This window comes from Bifidobacterium magnum (genome assembly GCF_000741255.1).
GTDB classification, from domain to species: domain Bacteria; phylum Actinomycetota; class Actinomycetes; order Actinomycetales; family Bifidobacteriaceae; genus Bifidobacterium; species Bifidobacterium magnum.
The window spans coordinates 178192-199756 of record NZ_JGZB01000001.1 but is presented as its reverse complement, the minus strand read 5'-3'; the positions used below and the strand labels follow the sequence as shown (position 1 = coordinate 199756).

Genomic DNA, 21565 nt, shown 5'->3' with positions numbered 1-21565 from the left:
CGCCGCTACCCAATCCACGAAAGCGCACGGCGCATAATCGTGCCGTAGCCGTTGATCATCTGGTCCACGAGCGCACCAACCGTGGCACCATGCGGATCCACCCATTCCACGTCAAGCGTTTCATCCTGCGGCTTGCAGTCGCCCGCAATCGGCACCACATAGCACAACGCAATGGCGTGCTGGCGCTCGTCGTAGAACGGACTTACGCCCGGCGTCGGGAAGAATTCGGCCACGGTAAAGGGCTGCAGGCATTGCGGCAGCACGGGAAGCGCCAAGTCGCCCATGTCGCGGGCGATATTACGCGCGATCGCTTCGCGCAACGACTCGTGGTAGAGCACTCGTCCCGCAATAAGCGTGCGCTCCACAATCGAACCGTCTTCGCTTACGCGCAGCAGCGTGCCCACTTGCGAGACACGTCCCATGGAATCGGTGCGCACAGGAACAATCTGGATGTAAGCCATGGGCACTTCGCGCCGGGCGCGGTCCAGCTCGCTCGGGCTCAGCCAACCTGGCGGATTGCCCCGCCCCGAGCCCGAATTATGCATAAAATCTTCCGGATTGATATTGTCGAATTCCCCGCGGTGACGGTTCGCGTCGAAGTCGTCGTTGTCCGGAACTTCGTCATTCAAAACTGGCATGCCTCTATTATCCATGCAAAACGCCAAGCCGCAATGCCGCTTCCCTCGTTACGGGGGCATACATATACCAAACTCGCTGTGAGAATCCTGCCAACATGCCCGAGTTCCCCTGCAGGCTTATTTCAAGGGGTTTTGAAATGTTTCGCGCTATGTTCTGTTGAACAGTACGAAGCATGGAATACGCGAACGGAATGTACCGAACACCGTAACGAGTTCCACTGCATAAGCAGCTATAGAAAGGAATGGCCATGGCAACGCATGAAGTTACTTCCGCCAATTTCGAACGGGTGATCGCGGACAACGAGCTCGTCTTTATTGACTTTTGGGCATCCTGGTGCGGCCCGTGCCGCGCTTTCGGCCCGATTTTCGAGAAGGCTTCCGAGGCCAACACGGACATCTACTTCGGCAAGGTGGACATCGACAAGAACCAGGATCTGGCCAACCAGGCCGGCATCCAGGCGGTTCCGACGCTGATGATCGCCAAGAAGGGACACATTGTGTTCCAGCAGGCCGGTGCCCTGCGCGCCGAGGATCTCGACAGCGTCATCGACCAGGCAAAGAAGCTCGACGTCGAAGCCGCACTGGCGAAGGCCCAGGAAGAAGCCAACAAGCAGTGAATTAATTCCTCACTCGAGTAATTGGACTATGGCGGAACCTACTTGTGGGTTCCGCCATTTTCGTATGTTCGCGCCGTTTATCCCGTCCATATCCATTCGTGAACATTGCGTGGATATTGTGTGATGAATCATCTCACAGAGGATACCCCCTAAGATTTTGCCGGATAGGTCAGTTATAATTATTGGCTAGTGTGTAATATTGTCGATTTTTGAGGAGCAGAATGGCTAACCATCGCAAGGTAGGCGTACCTACGTTGCGCTCGTTGAGCAAACGTCAGTGGATCCGCATCTGCGTGGTGATTGCAGCAATCGCTCTCGTAGTGACCGGCTGCTTGGTAACGCGTTCTTATTACATGAAAACAACCGCATCCCCGAAGCCAACGGTAACCGCATACTCGGCGACCGATAAAAACGCCGAAGCGGCAAGCCGTGGCAACGCCCGTGAACAGCTGGGCGGCGACACCGCTTCCATCAAGGTGGTTATCAACGGTGCTTCCCAGACCGTGCTCGGCACGAACTTCACGGATGTCAAATCCGTTCTGGACGATGCGGACATCACGCTCGAACCCGACGATACGGTTTCCCCGTCCCTGACCACGAAGGTGGACGAGTCCACCACCATCACGATCAACCGTGCTGGCGCCGTGATCGAGAACGTGGACAAGGATATCGCCTACAACACGATCCGCAAGGAAGACCCGAACCTGGCCCAGGGCAGCGAAAAGGTGCAGACCGAAGGCAAGAACGGCGTGCTCGAGGTGACGAACCTCGTGCAGCGTTCCGGCAACAAGGTCATCTCTTCCAACGAGCTCACGTCGTATGTGAAGACGGCTCCGGTGGACAAAGTGGTGCTCGTAGGCACGAAGGCTCCGGCGAAGCAGCCGGCCGCCACGACCTCCGGTTCTTCGAACTCGGGCTCCAACAGCGGTTCCAGCTCGAACAATTCGGGCAACAGCGGCGCCAGTTCCATCGGCACCACGACTCCTATTGGCGAGATGCAGCAGTGGGCGCATGATTACTTGCTGTCCAACGGCTACACGGAAGCCGACTTCACGGCCACTGTCTACATCATTAGCCACGAGTCCGGCTGGTCCGTCAACGCCACGAACCCGTCTTCCGGCGCATACGGCCTGCCGCAGGCGCTGCCCGGTTCCAAGATGGTTTCCGCAGGTGCCGACTGGGCGACCAACTACCAGACCCAGCTCAAGTGGTTCTGGCAGTACTGTGCGGAACGTTACGGTTCCATCCAGGGCGCGTACGCCTACTGGCTCGCCAACCACTGCTACTAAAGCGTGGCCCGGCGCTGCAATAGTGCCGTAGATATGAAAATCCCCCGCAATTGCGGGGGATTTTTATTGGGGGAAAATCTACAATTTATTTAAGCGTGGAGCCCTTCTTGCGGCCACGCTTCTTCATAACGCCAAGCTCGGCCTTGTCCACGTCGAAAATCACGATGCCATCTTCACGCAATTCCTCGCCGTGAAGCGCCGCGTAAGCGACCTCGTCGTCCGCGGCCTTCGGGAACGTGAAGTACTTGAGCACCGCGTCCAGCAGCAGCGGGCTTTTCATGGTTACCGACACCCTGCGGGAATCGGGCTTGCAGAACGGCAATGCGCTCGGATCATTGGCCGAGCACGGTTGCAATGCGAACTGCTTGGTGCGCGAATTGATAAGGAACTTCACATAGGCCGGGCTGCCAAGTTCCAGCACGGTGTTTTTATTAAAATGAAGACTGTTTTGCGTAATCGTCAGAATTGATTTTCCGGTTGGGATAGAAGGACTTACTGGGTCGAATCCTTGAAGAATAGCCATGTTCTCACCCTCTCACTACATACTTTAGGGATATCTTTTTCCTACGAATATTATGTATTATTTTTCATTTTTTCAAATCCAAATCCCGTATTTTATGGATATTCACAGGATCTCTAAATATAAGATTTCCGGGAATCTGTGCTCTTGATGAGCGTTATCTATCAAAAATCATCATTAAATAAACAAGAATGACCATAAATTAAAACAGATCGTCTCAAAAATAAACAGATATCGATATAACGGTGTGAAATTCCGTAAAATAATCCGGGTCCGACTATCTAATAAAGATAGTCGGAATTGAGCATTCCAGCAAAATGCCGCTACGTTCACAGCCAACAAATGGCGTTCCCGTGCCGGTTTATCCCGGCGATTTCCTTATAATGTGACGGAACGCAACGTGGCGCGGAGAGCCGACCAAAAGGAAGTGTATGAAAGTTCTGTTTGTGTGCACAGGAAATATTTGCCGCTCCCCCATGGGTGAACTGCTGTTCCCCCAGTTCTTCACCGATCCCGATTTGCAGGTGGATTCGGCGGGAACGAACGGACTTGTGGACAGCCCGATTGATCCGTCCAGCGGCAAGCTCATGGCACAGGACGGCATTGACGCCAGCGCGTTCCGATCCAAGCGACTCACACCGCAACTTGCGCTGGGCAGCGACATCATTTTCTGCTTCAGCAAGCACCAGCAGCAGAAAATCGCGACTATCGCCCCTCCCGCCACACGCAAAACCGTAACGCTGAACGACTTCGCAGCCACTGCACAGTACTGCGCCAAGGAAGGCCTTATTGAAGGCGACACCTATGAAGAGCGCATGCAGTCCATTTTGGACAACATGTCGCTCGTAAGGCCCATGGTCGGATCCACGAATGATATTGCCGATCCATATCGTAAGGAATTTGCCGCTTTTGAGACTGCTCATGAGCAGATTGGTAAGTCTATTGAAACCATTGCTGCCGCAGTAATTCCGCACACTGGCCGTCATGTACGCCAGCAGGCACTTGTGGATTAAATAAATTAAACGCAACATTTCCGCTGATTTCGTTCAAAATCGAAAGAATGCGGCATAACGTTGCGTTTTTTCATGCATTTTTTCGATACTCTGGCATCGAACACCACATTACTTCAATTCTGCTCCCGGCTCCCGTAGCGTATGTAGTACCGACAGTTGCGTGGAACCGTGCCTGACGGTCACTCCCCCCGCACCACAGCAAAGGCGCCGCACAGCTGTCCTTACACGGTAACGGTGCCGCGTCTATGGTTGCCTGTGCGACACCGCTACCGCACAATTTCATAGCGACTTGCGGCCGTCGTTTTGAATATGCGATGGGGTGTTCAACGGCGGATCCCCATATCGTTCCAGCGGCGTGCATCCCTCTCTTAAATCTTAAAGAGATTCTTTTACTTATCTACTTGCAGGACGTTCCTTTGTTGTAAGTGACGTTAGATCCCGGCTGATTCAGTGGTGTTTGATCTACAGCAAGTTGGGAGACTGCATCTGAAGAGACTGTTACATCAAACGAGAACGTGAGCGTTTGTCCCGGAAGTAGTTTCGCAGTAGTCAGATATGGCTGTGCACCATCCATAGTTACTTGCTTTATGCCCTGTTCAGCCGTACCAGTACCGGTGGCTGTTATGTTGCTAATAGCGCCACCCTTCGGCGCATAAATCAGGGTTTTAGCGTATATCCACCCTTCTTCACCCGGTGTAGTTCCCGTAATGTAAATGGGTAGTGTACTGACTTCTTCCTCCGTCATTGTGTTCTTCATCTCGTACTCTACGTGGTACGTCTGTGCGTTGTTTTTGCAGGAGGTGGGCGTTATTACTGCCTTGCGGTCGAGGTACCAGCCCATTTTGTCGCCTTTTTGTTCATTCAGATAGACGCCAATAGTTGGGTGCTCAATGCTATTCGGAGAAGAAGGCGTGAATCCGGCTGCCTCAATGTTCTTCTCCACATTCGCATCGAATGAATACATGGAGAAATGACGTTCTTGGGCCATTTGGCCCAGCACGGTACCGACCTTCATAAGCTTAGTCAGATCCGTGTTAGCAAACATGTGGTCAATACTCTGCGTGGCTGCTTCTTCAAAGAGCGAGTCCATCATGGGGTTATCGTTTGGATAATCGATATACACCGTGTTGAGCAGATATTGTGCTGTGTTCTCGCCAGTGAGCGTTACGCCGTTTGAGAGCTGTACGTTACCGGTAATACTAATGAGTTCCTGCAGGAATACTGGGTCCATCACAAGAATGCCGTTCAGTGGTGTGCCACTACCCCATGACGTACGATCCCAGATAGATTGCATAGCCGTAGCTACATGAGCTGTATCTGGCAATGCTGCGAGATCTCGAATATCGAAGGACATGCGCATTGGACCCGTATTTTTGAAGATTTGTGCTTCATCATCGGTGAGTGTTCCAGAGAGATTATGCGTATCTTTAAGATAGTCACCATTTGAATGGAAGTCGCCTACGGACAGTTTGCCATTATCTACCTTGAGTTCGCCTACTGATCCGACCAAACCGCCAGATGAACGCGTTTCAGATGGAGTCACAGCCATAATTGCATAGGTCTGATTACCGCCAAGTAGACTCGGCAGCATTTTAAAGGTATTAGTCAGCTGGTTAACAGTTCCAGCCAACGAATCCAACTGAGTCTTTCCCGCATCGTAAGTGTTGGAAACCAGTGAGATATTACCACCCGGCAGCTTGTTATAGGCTGTCACCTGCTCTTGAAGAGCATTATTCGCAGCAACAAGCGACTGTTCTGTAGAGAGAATTGGCTGCAGGTTCAATGTTCCGTCACCAGATTGCAGATCCGCTTTTTGTAACGTATCTACAACAGTAACGAATTGTGGTACGGCTTGGTTGGTGAGCGAATCAACCACTTCAGTCATGCCTTGAACTGTGGTGATATCACTGCCTATCCACGGCAGTTTGCTATACACATTCCATGCAAATCCGTGAGCAATACGGTTAGCTTCTTTAGTTTCTTGCTGCACTTGCGGAAGCCCGGCGGATATTTCATTAACTTTAGATATATCTGAAATACCATTCATGTCGCTAAGCACGGATAATGCTTGTTCTTCGTGAGCTTTTACCTGCCTAGCCTGTGAATACAGCTGTGCACCAAGTATGCCCAAAAAGGCCACTATGGCAACAAGTACTGCAAGCACAATCCATGGCCATACATGATGCTTTTTCTGAGTCGACCGACGATGCCCACGCTGGGGTGGTTCAGGCGCTTGCTGCATAATACTGTCCCAGTCATTGAAATTGCTGGTGGAATTACTCACAATACTGTCCTTTATGTTGCGTCTGTGTTGTACCAAAGCTCATAAAAATGGGTCGTTGGTGTACAACGGCCCAAACATGGCAATCTTATTTCTTTAACGAGCGAGAAGTAGAAGACTTGCGCGTATGGTGGTGGTGTTCACCCGAGCCTTTTGAATCATTACTGTAGTAGTAATAATTGCTGCCGTATAGCGATGTCTTCTCGTCTTTGGCACCGTTAAATACAAAGCCAGTAACGTCAACATGCAAGTTACGCAGCTCGTTTGCAGTATCTGTCAACTCTTTCTTACGCGTCATAGCGCGACGGGATACAATCACTAGACCGCCGCCCTGCTTAGCAAAGATTACTGCATCATTGGCCACTACGAGTGGCGGCGTATCAATAATCACGTAGTCGTACTGGTGCAGCGCATGTTCAATTAGCTCACTCATAATCGGAGAATTAATCAACTGGGAAGCATTCGGCGGCTTAGGGCCTGCCGGCATAATATGCAGATTAGACTTCCAATAGCGCTGGACTACATCCTTAACTGAAGCCTGACCAGACAGCACATGCGCAAGGCCTACGGAACCGTCAATATTCAACTTGTTAGCGACTGAAGGATGACGCAGATCCGCGTCGATTAGCAATACCGTGGCACCATTTTCAGCCAATGCCGCAGCAAGATTGACAGAAGTTGTGGTTTTACCCTCATTCGCACCAACAGCAGATACCACAATTAGACGTGAATTTGTACCGGAAACCGGAGCAATAAAGGTAAGGTTCGTGCAGATTCGACGATAATCTTCCGCAGCCACACTACCTGGCTGGCTCACGATTACCGAAGCATCCTTACCGATTTCTTCATCTTCTGGAATACGACCCAATACCGGAGCATTAATATAGGATTCCAATTCGGATTCATCTTGGATCTTGCGAGTGAAGATATCTTTTAATAAGGCGGCTACTATTCCAACAATTAAACCACCCACAATGCCAGCAAGTAAGACAAGAGCTGTTTTCGGAGAAGTTGGAGAGGAAGGAACCGAAGCATTTTGTACAACGGTAATTTTCACAGGGGAAGGCTTACCATCTGCATATAGTGAAGACTGCACTACATTTTGGAAAGAAGAGGCAACGGCATTGGCAATCTGTGCAGCTTGCTGAGGATCTGAAGAGGTTACAGAAATATTAATGAAAGCGGTATTACTTGGGTTAGTCGCAGTAACCATTCCTGCTAAACCATTCACTGAGATATCCAAATGCAACTGATTAATAACCGGCTGTAACACTACATCGGTTTTAATCAGGTTTGGATAGGACTTTACTTGAGTGCTGATATAAGAGGCTGCGCTACCAAGTGAAGAATAATTGTCGTCTGCTGTGGACGTATCACTATAGGTAGTAAATGTTTGCGTTGTTGCAGAATATTGCGGCGTTGCCATTAATAAGTAAACGCACGCGCACCCAAAAACCACGACAAAACCAATAATAGCTGTTATAGCGTGTTTAAAAAGGACATGAAAAAGATCGATTAGTGTCAATCCATCATGCTGTTCCTTATTGTTAGCATTAGTCGCTGCATAAGTGCCTTTTTCATCAGACATCGATGCCACAATGACCCTCTACCATTCACATCTTATTTATTTCCACGCTATTGTTTTAGTCATTACACATTTTAAGAAATATTTTATCTATTCATAAAAACTAAAACACTTAAAGCAATCTATTCTATAGAATAATATCTCCTCTCTACCCTATAGACATCCCACTCCCCTAGCACAAAAATAAACACAAAACCCTCAATTAAAAGAACAGCTAGCGGTATCGGCAAGCGAAATTTTAGCATCATCGATATTTCAGTTGCCATACACTTACTGTTTTTCTATAGATATCAAGATATTGAAGGAAATGTATGGCTTATACCACCGAATATCTCCAATACCTACAAAATGGTCTCGATCACTATGAGGAGGCTTTCTCGGAATGGATGAAAACTCAGGAAGAAACTGATCCTTTACTTGCTCCAGGCCTAATGCCTACAGTCTTTAATAAATCTGGTATCCCAAAGGATCGCATCAACGAAACTGAAGTGAAGTTGGGAGAGGCAAGTGCACAAGCTGCTACAGCCGTACGCATTACTGGCGCATATATCCAGATAAAGGGTATGGGTTTAATAGATCCACTATCTAATTGGGGCATTATGTCAATGCCAAAAGCTGTGCTTTCTCCTCAGGAAATCAGACGTTGTATCTCCACTGTGCGCGGAAGGCTACAACAAATGATTGACCTAAATGAAATGGGAGTAGATGGCTCAGGAGACGCTATCCCAACTTTTTCACCTGCAAGTATGCATAAATTAATCTGGCAGGCCGCTGCACCTCATTGGACGACCCACCAGTATCGCGTAGCACTTAGCGAAGCCGCAAATGCCCTCACAAACCATTGGCGCGAGAAATTAGAGAGAATGGATGTAGATGGCACGAAATTTTGGCAACAATCCTTGTCAGAGCATCCCGCAGACAAAGGCCAACCAAGATTACGTTGGTCTAAAGAACACAACAACTCGATGGTTTCAAAAGATATGAATAAGGGTATCCCTTCGTTGGTAAAAGCACTAATGTTTTTTGCTGAGGGACTCACGAATACTGTAAGAAATCCTTGTGTTCATTCCCGCAATGAACTTACAGAGCAAGATGCTATGGAGCGACTAGGTGCATATAGTTTCCTTGCAAGGCTCTTAGATCAATGCGAAATTGAACGGGTGGAAGACGATTCCAAACATATATGAAAGAAATCACCAGTCTCGACTGAAAATGAATTACACATCCATTAAGTCTTATGTACCTTTAACTACTAATAACTACTAATCTCTAATTTTGCTTTCTAGAAACCACTCCACCCAACGCCACAAACACATACAGCGCCCAAGCCGCTATTATAAACGCCCGCAGAATCATCGAATCGCTGCCTAAAAGCGGGTAAATCAATACTGTCGCAATTAGTGTTGCTATACATTTGGCCGCCCACTGCCACCATGAATTTTCAGCCCATCTGCTTGGGCCATCAACACCCATGAGGATAATGCCTGTGAGAATTCCTGCGAGTGGGAACACATACACAATTACTACGGATTCGAGTATATCCGTGGCTTGTGAAGCTACTATACCGGTCGGAACAATAAAGCACGGTGAAAGCAAGCGATGCAAGACTTATTCCACCGCATCGCAATATCCACTGACCCACAACATAGTTTCCCCACGTAGTAGGCCGGTCAATACTAAGCAATACGAGTACTGAACACACTCCTGCAATACCGTATGGCACCATTACAGGAGCATCAGAAATCGCTGTAAATAGTACATTCAGTGGTACGTACCACATTCCCAGCATGATGCCAATCCAGTACAAATATGTACGGATCACCGTCATGCAACAGGTACGTGCTACTGTCATAAGCATCGCCCAATTCGCGCTATGGCATCCTCCACCAAGCCCCAGAACTTATTGAAGTCCAACTTTACTGCCACCTGTTTATTGCATTCATCAGCACTCGGTTCCAAACCACGTAGATCACACACGGTCATGCCCACAGTCAAATCACCGCGCAATTCCACATCAATCGGGCAGCGACGCGTAGTAAATACCGTTGGATCAATCAGATATGCCACAGTGCACGGATCGTGTACTGGCGGATCCACAAAATCAGGATCGTTCTTATAACTCGAATCACGGAAGAAATCCATTAAATCAGAAACAAACTGAGATAAATCCGTACCAATTTCCTGAATTTTCTGCTGTACCGGCGGAGTACACAGCGCTTGTTCGGTCACATTAATACCCACCATGGTTACGAGCCATGATTCATTGAACACAATATGCGCAGCCTCAGGGTCGGCTTTAATGTTGAATTCCGCGCACGCACTCCAATTACCACCGTGGTACGCGCCACCCATGAGTACCACTTGTTTCACGCGCTCTACAATGCGCGGTTCAAGCCGAGCAGCAAGCGCAATATTTGTGAGCGGCCCGGTTGGCACCAGCGAAATTGTGCCAGGTTCGTTGTTCATAATCGTGTCAACAATCCAGTTCACTGCATGGCCCTCGTCGAGCGGTCGGCTGGGAACTGGAAGTTCTACGCCATCTAATCCTGTTTCACCGTGAATTGAGGCGGCGATTTCTTGTGGCTGCACAATGGGCCTGTCACATCCGGCATGCACCGGAATATTGGTGGCGTGGGCCATTTCGAGTACGGCGCGCGCATTGTAGGTGACTTTTTCGAGGCTCTGGTTGCCACCTACGGTGGTTACTCCGAGCAAATCAATGTTTGGGTTTCCTACGGCGAGAATAATAGCTACCGCATCGTCGTGTCCTGGATCGCAATCGAGAATAATTTTTTCTACCATGATTCAGCTCCTTTGGGTGTCTACTGCATGCGCGTCTTCACCACAATGTTCCCGGCCGATAGTTTTGGAAGCATTGTGAGGGCCCGCAATGACGCATAATGTCTATACACATACTTGGGCGCGTATCCTCATCGATACGCGCCCGCCTCTATTCGCCGTTCCCCGGATTTTTATTATTATCCCCGGTTCTCACTTGTTTTATTCGCGCGATTCATGGGAAGATTCGCGGGAATTGCAGCAATCCCTAAACTGAGTGATTGGAGCACGCAACACTTCAGTAAGTTCTGATTCCGAGAAATCAGGATTCGTCGAAGGAATGCCACGCATGGTCACATTCGCTGCTACAATCGCATAGCGAGAGCTCTCCTCAAATTCCAAACGCTCGTGAGCAGCCCATACCAATGCGGCAAGAGCGGCTGATGCCACACCATTTTTATACCATTGCCCGCGTTCTTCTTCACTAAAGCGCATAAAGCAGCATTGCGTAGCATTTCTATATAGCATGCCCGTGTTATCTACGCATATCAGCACATGTTTTACACCGCGTTTAATGAGCATCTCAGCGCATGCGTCTGCCGACGCCTCATCGGTTACGGTAATGCCAAGCAGCACTTCAGTTTCACTACTGCTGAGCGCCACGGTATCAATATGGTCAAGCACGGGCAGTAGTCGTTGCGCTTTATTCACGGACACGACTCTCGCAAAAATGCGTCCCGTTACATGTTCACAAATCCAGTCAATAGCCTCAGCAGTCAGGCTTGTATCAATAACCGCATTAGTGGCGCGCGCATCCACTTTAAACAGCTCCCCGTTATGATCGCTGCCAAATACGGAAACAAGGTAACAGGGTACTTCTAGTCGCGTGAGTTCAAAGGCAATGTTGCGCGCAATACCGCCGAGCGACATGGTGATGTGTCCCATGTTGGAGCTCAGTTCCACCATATGTTCGTCAGCAATAGCAAAAATGTCCATATTAATGGCGCCCACAATAACCGTGTATTCTGGCGGAGCGAGCACGTATCCTTTTGCCTTGCACATATCCTTTGTGAATAAGCTTGGAAATGTGTGCGGCCACACCTGAACGCGTGATGCCGCATAGTTGGGCAAGTTCTTGCTGGCTAATCATCGGGTTCTGATGAATCTACCCGAGTATTTCCCGTTCGCGTTCCGTGAGCGCCATGACTCCCCTGCTTCCGCGTAGTCATTGGTACTTACCAGACAGTATTAACTATAACTCTTCTTCCTCATCCTCTTCGGCATATTCATCAGGAGTTTCTGCCGAGTAAGTGGCTAAATGATAGGCCTTGCCGAGCTTATGGAAAGCGTTAAACATGCTGAATGCCTGCGAGAAAATAATGAGCGAGAATACTTCGTGAGAAATCTGCTCAATTAACGTTTCACTTCCTGGCAAACGGCTAAGCAGCAGGAACAGGAAGAACATGGTTGGGTAAATAAGCTGACGCTGGTACGTGAAGTAGAAGTCACGGTACGCGAGGTGATGGACGATGATCGGGATCAGATTAATTACCAGAAAGATGATCTGAATAATAAACAAAATGCTAATGCCGTGATTAGCAGCGTCATACGAGAGCTTGCCGAATATTGCAAGAAATATGATGTTATACAGGTTGGCGAAGAGCAGATATATAAACTGCATATGCCGTGTAACCATAAAGAAACCGGCAATAAATAGCACAAGTACAGAGACTTCAATAAAAATGTCACTGAGTGTTACTGCAGCATTGGATCCTACCGATTCCACAATTAACGAGATAATCAGGCCAATGAGTGATGCAATAAAGAGCACTAGGCACACAATGAATCCCGAAGGAATTCTTGGCTTTTTGGTGTTGGTACGCTGTTGCACCGTTGTTGACGCACTGTTCATAGTTCTCCGCTCCCCACAATAATGTTTCACGCAGTGTTTCACCGCGCATATCACATATCAACTGACAGTATTGACTGGTTTTCATTGTCAAATAGGTTGCTGAGAAAAGCGCCAATCCTGAGCTACTGGCGAAGCAGCGCGCTATCTCTCACAGATGCGATGCGATTCCCACGAACGCGACGCGCTGAAAATTGCACACTTGTTCAGTAGCTGTCATTACCGCGACGCGCCGAGGCTTGCGTTTCTCCCGCACTTCCCCTATTATTTACTTCTGTTGCTTGGGTTACCAAGAAACATGCGGACATAGCTTAGTTGGTAAAGCGCGACCTTGCCAAGGTCGAGACCGCGGGTCCGAGTCCCGTTGTCCGCTCCCTTAAAAAATCCCCGCCATTGGCGGGGATTTTTGTTTATCCAGAACCTAACTTTACAGCTCCGCTTCCTCATCGTCGCCATCAGCTTCTGTGCTTTCCGAAGCAAAGGTAGCCAAGTGATAAGCCTTACCAATCTTGTGGAATGCGTTGAACATGCTAAACGCCTGAGAGAAGATGATCAGCGAGAACACTTCATGGGAAATCTGCTCCACGAGCACTTCACTGCCTGGCAAACGCGAAAGTAGCAAGAACAGGAAGAACATCGTCGGGTACATCAACTGGTTCTGATACGTGAAGTAGAAGTCACTCTTCGCCAAGTGATGGATCACAATCGGCACTAGATTGATGATGAGGAAGATAATCTGAATGGCGAACAGGATCCCAATACCGTGGTTGGCGGCGTCATAGGAAAGTTTGCCAAAAATGGCGAGGAAGACAATGTTGTAGAGGTTCGCCACGATCAGATAGATGAACTGTTGGCGACGAGTGCCCATAAAGAAGCCCGCGATGAAGAGCACGAGCACGGAGATTTCCACGCAAATATCGCTGAACACCACGGTATTTTCGTGACCCAGGGCTTCATTGATCAGCGACGCAATCAGTCCGATCAACGAAACTACAAACAGGACCAAACAAACAATAAAACCGCGTGAAATTGGGGGTTTCCGGCTGCTCTGTGCGCTCATCACCATCTCCTTGACATTGCGTAATCATGCATAAACTACGTATGAGCTTAGAGCGGCGATTTGCCAAACAGCCGGAAACTACTCAGTGAGCATAGCCCGCGCAGCCACGCCCACCTGCCGCAGCATTATTCGTAAATGCCGATGCCGCGCATGTAAGTGATGTAGCCCTGATCAATGTTATTCCACTCGGCGATCTTGTTCTCGAGCAGATCCTTGTCAAGCGGCGACTTCGTGTACGCCTCATACGCCTCGATCACATCGTTCTTGAAGTTGCGATCGGTGTCCCTGGAAAGAATGCGGGCCACATCGTCATACTTGTTGCCGTAGCCGCTGAAACCGAAGTCGATGACGGCCGCAATATGGTTGTTCTCGTCGAGCAGCACGTTGGAGAGGTTGAGATCGCCATGTACCAAGCACTGCGGTTCCACCGCCGTCACATGCTTCCAGAATTCCATGTCTTCGCGGCTCACATGCTTGGCCAGCAGCTCGGTGAGGAAGCTATGCAGGTCCAAACCGATGTTGTCGATGTCGAAGATGTGCTCATCGGTGTATTCAACTTGGTGCAATTCGGCCATGAACTGTGCGATTTCCTCGGACACCTGCTTGAGTTCTTCGTCGGACAGATCCTTCATCTTGTCCGCAAGCGGCGTGCCTTCAATCTTCTTGTGCACGCTGAACGGACGGCCGTTGTCCCGGTGCAGCTCAAGTTCGCTTGTATGGAAATTCGTCTTGCCCTTGATGAAGTCAGCGAATTCGCAGTCCTTCACAATGGTGCGGGACCAGAATTCGTCACGCGGGAAACGGAAGAAATAGTTGCCTTTGTCCGTTTCCACCTCGTACACAATATTGGTCCAACCGGTAGTGATTTGATGCATATCGGTGACGGTGGCGTTCGGAAGCGCCTCACGAATGATCGGCGCAAAATCATCATCCAATGTGAAATAAATGCTCATAGTTCACCTAATTACTTTACTGCTTTTGTAAAATATCGCTGACTAAATGAATAATTTTTTCAGAGGAAGCGGCATCGTAGTTGTTATACACAATGTAATCGAAATTGTTTTCCAACTCCGGGCTGCTCATAAATTTTTGATAATGCTCTTCCAATTCGGCAATACGGCCCTGCTCCACTTCCGGCGGCAAGTGTCGCTGTTTTACATGGTCGATGGCCTCATGCACGTCTTTTGGCAAGAGATAGATGGTGACCAAGTCGGGAACAAGGTTCTGCCAGTCACGCAGCATGGTGTAATGCATCTCAAATACATACGGGTCAGAAGAGAGCACTTCTTCCTTCAAATATGCATATCGTGCACCAAACAACGGCAAATCATATGCGATTTTGCCTTGTCGCTTGAGATCGTCCAGCTCATCATCGGTCATGAAATAGCCCGTTACGCCATTCACTTCCCCAGGACGCATGGGGCGCGTCCGAATGGTATGAACTTTTTTTACATCAAGGCGTTCAGAAATAAGATCGGTGAAATAGGATTTCCCAATCCCCGTTACCCCAACTAATGCTAGTAAAATAATCTCACCTCATCTCTTAATTTTCAAACAACCAAAAATTTATTATATAAATTTTTTATCTAAATTATTCGCGCCCACTGTAATACTTGGAAGCCCAACCTTCCTAGAGTTCTCAGCTAAGAACTAAAATTAACAATTTTTTAGACAGTTGGGAAGATCTTCTAGAAATTTATCGCAAATGGCGTTGCTTGGCATATTCCAGAAGATTGCCTGTAAGCACTACATCACATTGAGATAGCTCGCTAAAAGACTTACATCCCAGCAGCGTCATCATGCGCACTAGCGTGCGCTGCCAACAGTCAACTGTCTCATCCAAGGCATTGGATCCTTGAGACAGCAGCACATTAAGGAAGTATCCTGCCACACCGACTGCACACGCACCGAGCATGCCCGCTTTAATCACATCCAGCGGCGAGCGCACGCCTCCCGTCGCAAGGATTGCAGGAGGGTTAGTCATCTTTTGTGTAGCGGCTTGCGCTTCAAGCAAGGCTTCCGGTGTGCTTTGCCCCCATGTTTCAAGTTCACTGAAGTCCAAGTCTTCGTTGCGAGCGTTTTCAATAAGTACGAAATTGGTGCCACCGCGGCCACCCACATTAATAAGACGGACGCCAGCCTCGGAAAGGCGCTCTATGTCCCGCCTGCTCATGCCAAATCCGACCTCTTTGACGATTACAGGCACATCCACACCCTGCACAATGGATGCGATGTTTTCCAGCCAATAGAAGCCCCTGTCCCCTTCAGGCATCACGATTTCCTGGGCAGCATTTACATGCACCTCCAATACATTGGCTTGCAGCATCTCTACTGCCATACGGGCCCGGCCCACGCCCGTATGGGCTCCCACATTGGCAAATACGATGCCATCAGGGTTCTGTTCTCGTATTACGGTAAACGAACGCCGAATATCCGCATTATCGGAATGCTTTACGGCAATGCTCTGTGATCCGCTGGCCATGGCCAACTGATATTTTGCGGCGAGCGCCGCCAACTGTTCGTTGATCCGCAAGCTCTCGGGACTTCCGCCCGTCATCGCTTCAATATAGAACGGCCATTCCAGTTGAAGGCCTTGCATGAGATCCGCATGCGTATCCACAGCGGCAACGGAAGATTCAGGCAATGCCGTATGAATAGGACGAACATCACGGAATACGGAATCCTGATGTGTATGGTCGTAATAGCGTTGCGCGAAGGTGAGATGATCGCGTTTGCGTTGTTGCTGCAAAGTTGCCGGATCTTCATGTATGCCGCGTTGACTATTACCGTCCACTGGTTCTGCCTTTTCCTGAACAATATCTCCTATTATCAACGCTTACTGCATTCGCCGAAACAACGCAAGAGATGTACATCACATAGATTCGTAAAATAGCGGATTTTCAAGAGAAAAGAAGATACGTCACCCCATGGCCGGTGTGTTTGCCCCCGATTTTGTCATAGTGCCACTAGATAATATTTTTCGCGTTAAATCCCATATCTAGAGAAACGCACATAGAGAGACACTAAATAAAGGAGAGTTCAACTGTTGTTAGTATTAGCGGGAACCATTGGCGCCGGTAAATCTTCACTTGCTGAACTCGTTGGCAACCATTACGGAACCGACGTGTTCTACGAGTCTGTTGACGACAATCCAGTACTCGACCTTTATTACAAGGATCCCAAGAAGTACGCGTTCCTTTTGCAGATCCACTTCCTGAACAAGCGTTTCGAGTCCATCAAGAAGGCTTACAAGCAGGACAACAACGTGCTCGACCGTTCCATTTTCGAAGATGCCCTGTTCCTCGATCTCAACGTGCAGAACGGCAACGTGACGAAGACCGAACAGCGCATTTACCACGAGCTGCTCGACAACATGATGGAAGAGCTCGACGGCATGCCGAAGAAGGCCCCCGATCTGCTTGTTTACATTGACGTTTCCTTCGACAAGATGCTGGAGCGCATCAAGATTCGCGGCCGTTCCTTCGAACAGGTGGAGAACGACCCGTCCCTGCAGGCCTACTACCACCAGGTGCACGAAGCGTACCCGAAGTGGTTTGAGTCCTATGATAAGAGCCCGAAGATCCGCATTGACGGCAACCGCTTCGATTTCGTGAACGACGCCGATGACGCACAATCTGTGCTGAGCCAGATCGATTCCGCATTGCTCGAAGTGCGCGCGTGAGATCGCTTAATTAAACGTCGTAATAAGAAAAGGGACTTGGTTTTCCAAGCCCCTTTTCTTTATCCTTAATAAGCGCCCATGGGGTGGATCATGATGCCCACCGTGCGCAGAATGTAGACGATGTCCCCCAGCACGCTCCAGTCCTGCACATAGGTCACGTCCAGCTGGCGCGACTCCTCCTCATTCAAATCGTTGCGGCCCGACACCTGCCACGGGCCCGTAATACCAGGCTTGACCAGCAAACGCGTGGCATACACGGAGTCATACTCGTCCACTTCAAACTGGCGCTGCGGACGCGGACCCACCACACTCATGGAACCAAGGAAAGAATCAATGAACTGCGGCAACTCGTCAAGGCTTGTCTTGCGAATAAAATTGCCGACTTTGGTAATGCGCGGATCCTGTTTGAGCTTATATCGCGCACCCATCTCCTGGCCCTGCTCCTCGAGCAGCTCCTTTAAATAGGCATCGGCGTTCACGCGCATGGATCGGAACTTGTGGATATAAAACGGCTTGCCACGCAAACCAATACGCTCCTGCTTGTAAAACACCGGGCCGCCGTCCTCAAGCTTGATCGCCAACGCCACACCCAACATAACCGGCGACGACACAATCAACGCGAGCGACGAGACCACAATATCGAACAAGCGCTTCTTGAACCTGGCGAACAAGGAATACTGCGGCAACTGGATCGTCATGATCGTCACCCCGCGCAAATTCCTCATCTGCGTCACATGGCCCGCGATATCCACCGCCGACGTGATCAACGCCATCTCCAGATTCAGAGACTCCATACGCAGCGAGAACGTGTTGAGATTGTCCGAGAAACGCTCCAACACATCCGTGACCATCACGGTCTGGCCGCCCATGCGCGAAATGCGTTCGGCCAAATGCTCGTCATAGCGCATGATCGGCAACGAAGCGCCACCGTGCTTCTTAATCTCCTTGCGCATCAGGTCGTAGTCCGGGTCACTAATGATTTCGCCGCTCTTGCGGTCCACCATAATCGGGCACACCGCCACGGGACGGTAGTTGAACTGGCCGCGCTTACGCAGGAACGTAAGCACCTGGCCAATGCCCTCCGGAGACCCCACGAGCACCGTCGGATACATGTACAAGCCGCGCTTGCGCTCACGGTTCAAAAACGCGCTCACCACACAACGCGCGATCAGCGTGACCAACCACGAAACGGCGATCACATACACGATCAGGCGCATCGGAATATCGATCTTGAAGATGAAATCGAACGCGCAAATGAACAGCCACGCCATGAACGCGCCCTTGAACAACGCCATGCCCAGCTGGTAGCCGTCACCCAGCATGTGACGGTGGTACACGCCCGCCACACGCGTCGAAATAATCCAGATCAACGCGCACACTATCACATACACGGGCATCGGGAACGGGAAATCGAAACGCTCCGCATATGGGTGAACATTCTTGAACATCGCGAGGAAAAAGAACAGGGAGACGCCAATATACACCACCGCGTCAAATACCATCAACGAGAAATTCAAGATAAAACGCCAACTCATCACCTGCGATGATCGTTCTGACGACAGCTCAGCCAGCTGAGATACGAATCCCTGCGACACGAGGCGTCCTCCTTACTGCTCAAATCTGCATGCGTATCTACGTGCTGATTTTTCTCGGTGCGTTCACTTCAACAATGCAACACTCATTGTAATTTTTTTTAGATATTCACGGGGTTTTATTACTAGTAATAATTTTTAATTTCGTTGTATTTTTGCCCCAATATACGGCTCACTATAGCAATAATGCGATATTGAACTCGAAATTGTCGTATTGCACAGTGAAATGAATATGCCCCCGAAAATCTTATGGAAAGCTTCTATTCCAAGCTTTCGCCGTGAGGCAAGAAACATAAGGCGAAACATGTTCACCGTTAGGATATGCACCATAACGACAGCAAGGAGAACAACATGCGCATTGCCAAACGAATCGCCGAGAAAAACGCAGCAGCGAACGAAACGAACACGCAGAACGTTAATACCGACAACCAGGAACTCTACGAGTTCGAACAGGAAGTGGACAGCATGCTTGCCACGGGCAGCATGGACCAGGCGCTGCGCGTGATCGACGCCGAGGGGGTGGCGCAAATTCTTCCCGTACTCGACTCCGAACCGATTTCCAACCTGCTCAAGGGACTCGAGGAAATTGGCGGACGTGCCAACGTGCTCGTCAAGACTCCGGACGGCGTGGCTGTGCTCAACATGGTCGAATATTCACAGGACGAAGCTGACGCGGCCGATGAAGAATCGGACGAGGATGAGGGAGACGAGTCTGCGGATCCGGAAGAACCGGCCGACGACAAGCTGACGCAAGAAATTGTGGACAAGGATCTGTAAAGCGCTTTCGTGTCTTTTATCCCCCCGTATGTCCTACGGTAGGTCAAAACTGCACTAGGAAGAAATCTAGTATCAGCTAGTACTTAAAGGACACATTAGGCATTTTTACATGGCACAAGACAACGAACACGACGCACCGGAACATAGTTCGCAATCCCATACAGCAGTAGGAAAACCTTATACCAAACCAGCAGAAGAACAAGTTCCGGAGCGTGTTCGCAAGCCCGGATTCCGCGGGTACCGCGAAGACTTGTCCATGCCGCTGAGCCGCACCGATTCATACCGCAACGGACATCTGACGCACGTGGCGTTCCTTTCGCTCGCGGTCCTTACTCTTATTACGTTCCTCGGCAACTTCACGCAGCTGCAGCTGTCGGCCGCATTGCCGACCATCGTTTCCGAATTCGGCATCACGGTGACCACGGGCCAGTGGCTCACCTCCATTTTCCAGCTCGTCATGGGCGTGATGGTGCCGCTCACGGCATTCCTTACGCGCCGCTTCTCCACGCGACAGATTGTGCTCACTTCCATGGTGGTGTTCACCATCGGTTCCCTGTGCGCATGGCTCGCGCCAAGCTTCCCGCTGCTGCTTACGGGACGTTTGCTGGAAGCCATTGGCACGGGCGTCATGTGGCCTGTGCTGCAGATCACGGTCTTCTCCATTTTCCCGCTCGACAAGCGCGGCGTGGCCATGGGTACCGTGGGCATGGCCATGAGCGTGGCCCCGGCCATCGGCCCGACCATTGGTGGTCTGCAAACGGACTTCAACGGCTGGCGATCCATTTTCATGTCGCTCACGATTATTGGCGCCGCCGCGCTCGTATTGGCGTTCTTCGTATTGCACAACTTCGGCGGCACCGACAAGCTCGCCAAGGCCGATTTCTTCTCCGTGGCGCTTTCCGTGATCGGCTTCGGCGGACTGATGTACGGCTTTACGAACATCCAGGCTTACCCGTTCACGCATCCCGTGGTGTGGGTGCCGATGCTCGTGGGCGCGGCCGGCATTGTATGGTTCATTCTGCGCCAGCTCAAGAACACGAAGCGTTTTGAGCAGGGCGACAGCGACCAGCCGGCGCTGCTCAATGTGAACGTGTTCTGCAACCGCGGTTTCCGCACGGGCACGATTATCGCGGCCATGAGCTTTTTCTCGTTCAGCTCGCTTACCGTGATTTTGCCGTTGTTCATTCAGGACTGCCGCGGCTACTCGGCCACAATCTCCGGTCTCGTGATGCTGCCGGGCGCCATTGGCCAGGCCATTGCGCAGTTTATTGGCGGCCGTGCACTCGACCGTTTCGGCGCACGCCCCGTGAATTTGGCGGGCACCACAATGCTCGTAATCGGCACCATCTGCATGACGTTCATGATCAACCCGCTCTCCCCCATCTGGTCGATTTCCATCTGCCAGTTCGTGCGCCAGCTCGGCATCGGCTGCGTGCTGATGCCCGTGACCACATGGTCACTCAACTGCCTCGAACCAAAGTACGTGTCCGCAGGCTCGGCCGTCACGAACACCGTGCGCCAGATCGCAGGCGCGATTGGCGCTCCCGTGCTGATTTTGATCATGTCCACGCTCACGGCCTACCGCGAGTCCGTGATTGGCACGTCGGCGCAGAACGCGATTTTGGCCAACATTTTCGGCATCCGTTGGGCGCTGACGATCAGCTCGGGCATTTCCGTGCTCATGCTGATCACGGTTATCGTGGGCGTGCGCGGATACGACGCGGGCTCGGCTTCCGCGCTTGCTCGCCGCGCGATAGAACACGTGCATCCACACGGCCACGTGAACGCCGCCGACGCACAGCACTGATGTACAGAGGTACAATG

20 protein-coding genes and 1 tRNA gene are annotated in these 21565 nt (G+C 50.3%); 8 read left to right on the top strand and 13 right to left on the bottom strand.

Going from position 1 to position 21565, the window contains the following annotated elements; translation table 11 throughout:
* Positions 1-5 precede the first annotated feature (5 nt).
* Entirely contained in the window at positions 6-638 is a 633-nt protein-coding gene (locus BMAGN_RS00770; protein WP_026502019.1) for an NUDIX hydrolase family protein, read from the bottom strand.
* A 248-nt stretch (positions 639-886) separates the two neighbouring features.
* Here BMAGN_RS00770 and trxA point away from each other — a divergent pair, with 248 nt between their 5' ends.
* Together trxA and BMAGN_RS00760 are read left to right on the top strand one after the other, a co-directional pair.
* Positions 887-1255 (top strand): thioredoxin, encoded by a 369-nt coding sequence (trxA, locus tag BMAGN_RS00765; protein ID WP_022859834.1) that lies wholly within the window; start codon positions 887-889, stop codon positions 1253-1255.
* Positions 1256-1476: 221 nt separating this feature from the next.
* A complete protein-coding gene (locus tag BMAGN_RS00760) occupies positions 1477-2544 on the top strand; it encodes a G5 domain-containing protein (protein ID WP_022859833.1) in 1068 nt (355 codons plus the stop codon).
* Between the two features lie 85 nt (positions 2545-2629).
* Here the strand turns inward: BMAGN_RS00760 and BMAGN_RS00755 are convergent, their stop codons facing one another.
* Positions 2630-3067 carry a hypothetical protein gene (locus tag BMAGN_RS00755; protein ID WP_026502018.1) on the bottom strand — a complete coding sequence of 146 codons (438 nt, stop codon included), beginning with the start codon at positions 3065-3067 and terminating at the stop codon, positions 2630-2632.
* A 428-nt stretch (positions 3068-3495) separates the two neighbouring features.
* Between BMAGN_RS00755 and BMAGN_RS00750 the strand changes: the two genes are divergently transcribed.
* Entirely contained in the window at positions 3496-4077 is a 582-nt protein-coding gene (locus BMAGN_RS00750; protein WP_022859832.1) for an arsenate reductase/protein-tyrosine-phosphatase family protein, read from the top strand.
* Positions 4078-4474: 397 nt separating this feature from the next.
* Here BMAGN_RS00750 and BMAGN_RS00745 read toward each other — a convergent pair whose 3' ends face one another.
* Both BMAGN_RS00745 and BMAGN_RS00740 read right to left on the bottom strand, forming a co-directional pair.
* Positions 4475-6361, bottom strand: a complete 1887-nt coding sequence (locus BMAGN_RS00745) for a DUF4012 domain-containing protein (protein WP_238548729.1) — start codon at positions 6359-6361, stop codon at positions 4475-4477.
* An 85-nt stretch (positions 6362-6446) separates the two neighbouring features.
* Positions 6447-7946, bottom strand: coding sequence for a tyrosine-protein kinase domain-containing protein (locus tag BMAGN_RS00740; RefSeq protein WP_022859830.1), 1500 nt, complete (start codon positions 7944-7946; stop codon positions 6447-6449).
* A gap of 308 nt (positions 7947-8254) precedes the next feature.
* Between BMAGN_RS00740 and BMAGN_RS00735 the strand changes: the two genes are divergently transcribed.
* The gene (locus BMAGN_RS00735) at positions 8255-9130 is read left to right on the top strand and encodes a TIGR02391 family protein (protein ID WP_022859829.1); all 876 of its coding nucleotides are present in this window, start codon (positions 8255-8257) and stop codon (positions 9128-9130) included.
* A gap of 661 nt (positions 9131-9791) precedes the next feature.
* Here the strand turns inward: BMAGN_RS00735 and uriH are convergent.
* From uriH to BMAGN_RS00720, 4 genes are all read right to left on the bottom strand, one after another.
* On the bottom strand, positions 9792-10745 hold the full coding sequence (gene uriH / locus BMAGN_RS00730) for a uridine-preferring nucleoside hydrolase UriH (protein WP_022859828.1): 954 nt from the start codon (positions 10743-10745) through the stop codon (positions 9792-9794).
* Between the two features lie 198 nt (positions 10746-10943).
* Positions 10944-11783, bottom strand: coding sequence for a PfkB family carbohydrate kinase (locus BMAGN_RS00725; RefSeq protein ID WP_026502017.1), 840 nt, complete (start codon positions 11781-11783; stop codon positions 10944-10946).
* Positions 11719-11871 (bottom strand): winged helix-turn-helix transcriptional regulator, encoded by a 153-nt coding sequence (locus tag BMAGN_RS08685; protein ID WP_081640875.1) that lies wholly within the window; start codon positions 11869-11871, stop codon positions 11719-11721. Before BMAGN_RS08685 ends, BMAGN_RS00725 begins: the two co-directional genes overlap by 65 nt.
* A 102-nt stretch (positions 11872-11973) precedes the next feature.
* Positions 11974-12633: a hypothetical protein gene (locus tag BMAGN_RS00720; protein WP_238548728.1), complete on the bottom strand. Its 660-nt coding sequence runs from the start codon at positions 12631-12633 to the stop codon at positions 11974-11976.
* A 297-nt stretch (positions 12634-12930) separates the two neighbouring features.
* On the opposite strand from BMAGN_RS00720, the gene BMAGN_RS00715 reads away from it, so the two are divergent.
* A tRNA-Gly gene (locus BMAGN_RS00715) sits at positions 12931-13003 on the top strand.
* Positions 13004-13057: 54 nt separating this feature from the next.
* Here BMAGN_RS00715 and BMAGN_RS00710 read toward each other — a convergent pair.
* The 4 genes from BMAGN_RS00710 to fni form a co-directional block, all read right to left on the bottom strand.
* Complete coding sequence (locus BMAGN_RS00710) at positions 13058-13690, bottom strand: hypothetical protein (protein WP_081640874.1); 633 nt, start codon at positions 13688-13690, stop codon at positions 13058-13060.
* Between the two features lie 125 nt (positions 13691-13815).
* A complete protein-coding gene (locus tag BMAGN_RS00705; RefSeq protein WP_022859825.1) occupies positions 13816-14643 on the bottom strand; it encodes a phosphotransferase family protein in 828 nt (275 codons plus the stop codon).
* A 16-nt stretch (positions 14644-14659) separates the two neighbouring features.
* The gene (locus BMAGN_RS00700; protein WP_338010441.1) at positions 14660-15217 is read right to left on the bottom strand and encodes a nucleoside/nucleotide kinase family protein; all 558 of its coding nucleotides are present in this window, start codon (positions 15215-15217) and stop codon (positions 14660-14662) included.
* 169 nt (positions 15218-15386) lie between these two features.
* Entirely contained in the window at positions 15387-16484 is a 1098-nt protein-coding gene (fni, locus tag BMAGN_RS00695; protein ID WP_202961071.1) for a type 2 isopentenyl-diphosphate Delta-isomerase, read from the bottom strand.
* Between the two features lie 252 nt (positions 16485-16736).
* Between fni and BMAGN_RS00690 the strand changes: the two genes are divergently transcribed.
* Positions 16737-17372, top strand: coding sequence for a deoxynucleoside kinase (locus BMAGN_RS00690; protein ID WP_202961070.1), 636 nt, complete (start codon positions 16737-16739; stop codon positions 17370-17372).
* A gap of 65 nt (positions 17373-17437) precedes the next feature.
* Here BMAGN_RS00690 and BMAGN_RS00685 read toward each other — a convergent pair whose 3' ends face one another.
* Entirely contained in the window at positions 17438-18907 is a 1470-nt protein-coding gene (locus tag BMAGN_RS00685; RefSeq protein ID WP_081640886.1) for a sugar transferase, read from the bottom strand.
* Positions 18908-19315: 408 nt separating this feature from the next.
* On the opposite strand from BMAGN_RS00685, the gene BMAGN_RS00680 reads away from it, so the two are divergent.
* Both BMAGN_RS00680 and BMAGN_RS00675 read left to right on the top strand, forming a co-directional pair.
* A complete protein-coding gene (locus BMAGN_RS00680; RefSeq protein ID WP_238548726.1) occupies positions 19316-19741 on the top strand; it encodes a hypothetical protein in 426 nt (141 codons plus the stop codon).
* A 109-nt stretch (positions 19742-19850) separates the two neighbouring features.
* Positions 19851-21548, top strand: coding sequence for an MDR family MFS transporter (locus tag BMAGN_RS00675; RefSeq protein WP_081640873.1), 1698 nt, complete (start codon positions 19851-19853; stop codon positions 21546-21548).
* The last annotated feature ends 17 nt before the right edge of the window (positions 21549-21565 follow it).

Coding starts and splice junctions, on each gene's coding strand:
- BMAGN_RS00720 (WP_238548728.1), bottom strand. CDS start 12,633: ATGAACAGTGCGTCAACAACGGTGCAACAGCGTACCAACACCAAAAAG.
- BMAGN_RS00675 (WP_081640873.1), top strand. CDS start 19,851: ATGGCACAAGACAACGAACACGACGCACCGGAACATAGTTCGCAATCC.
- BMAGN_RS00685 (WP_081640886.1), bottom strand. CDS start 18,907: ATGAGTTGGCGTTTTATCTTGAATTTCTCGTTGATGGTATTTGACGCG.
- BMAGN_RS00735 (WP_022859829.1), top strand. CDS start 8,255: ATGGCTTATACCACCGAATATCTCCAATACCTACAAAATGGTCTCGAT.
- BMAGN_RS00740 (WP_022859830.1), bottom strand. CDS start 7,946: ATGTCTGATGAAAAAGGCACTTATGCAGCGACTAATGCTAACAATAAG.
- BMAGN_RS00760 (WP_022859833.1), top strand. CDS start 1,477: ATGGCTAACCATCGCAAGGTAGGCGTACCTACGTTGCGCTCGTTGAGC.
- BMAGN_RS00725 (WP_026502017.1), bottom strand. CDS start 11,783: ATGTGCAAGGCAAAAGGATACGTGCTCGCTCCGCCAGAATACACGGTT.
- BMAGN_RS00770 (WP_026502019.1), bottom strand. CDS start 638: ATGCCAGTTTTGAATGACGAAGTTCCGGACAACGACGACTTCGACGCG.
- BMAGN_RS00680 (WP_238548726.1), top strand. CDS start 19,316: ATGCGCATTGCCAAACGAATCGCCGAGAAAAACGCAGCAGCGAACGAA.
- BMAGN_RS00705 (WP_022859825.1), bottom strand. CDS start 14,643: ATGAGCATTTATTTCACATTGGATGATGATTTTGCGCCGATCATTCGT.
- trxA (WP_022859834.1), top strand. CDS start 887: ATGGCAACGCATGAAGTTACTTCCGCCAATTTCGAACGGGTGATCGCG.
- BMAGN_RS08685 (WP_081640875.1), bottom strand. CDS start 11,871: ATGATTAGCCAGCAAGAACTTGCCCAACTATGCGGCATCACGCGTTCA.
- BMAGN_RS00755 (WP_026502018.1), bottom strand. CDS start 3,067: ATGGCTATTCTTCAAGGATTCGACCCAGTAAGTCCTTCTATCCCAACC.
- BMAGN_RS00710 (WP_081640874.1), bottom strand. CDS start 13,690: ATGAGCGCACAGAGCAGCCGGAAACCCCCAATTTCACGCGGTTTTATT.
- uriH (WP_022859828.1), bottom strand. CDS start 10,745: ATGGTAGAAAAAATTATTCTCGATTGCGATCCAGGACACGACGATGCG.
- BMAGN_RS00750 (WP_022859832.1), top strand. CDS start 3,496: ATGAAAGTTCTGTTTGTGTGCACAGGAAATATTTGCCGCTCCCCCATG.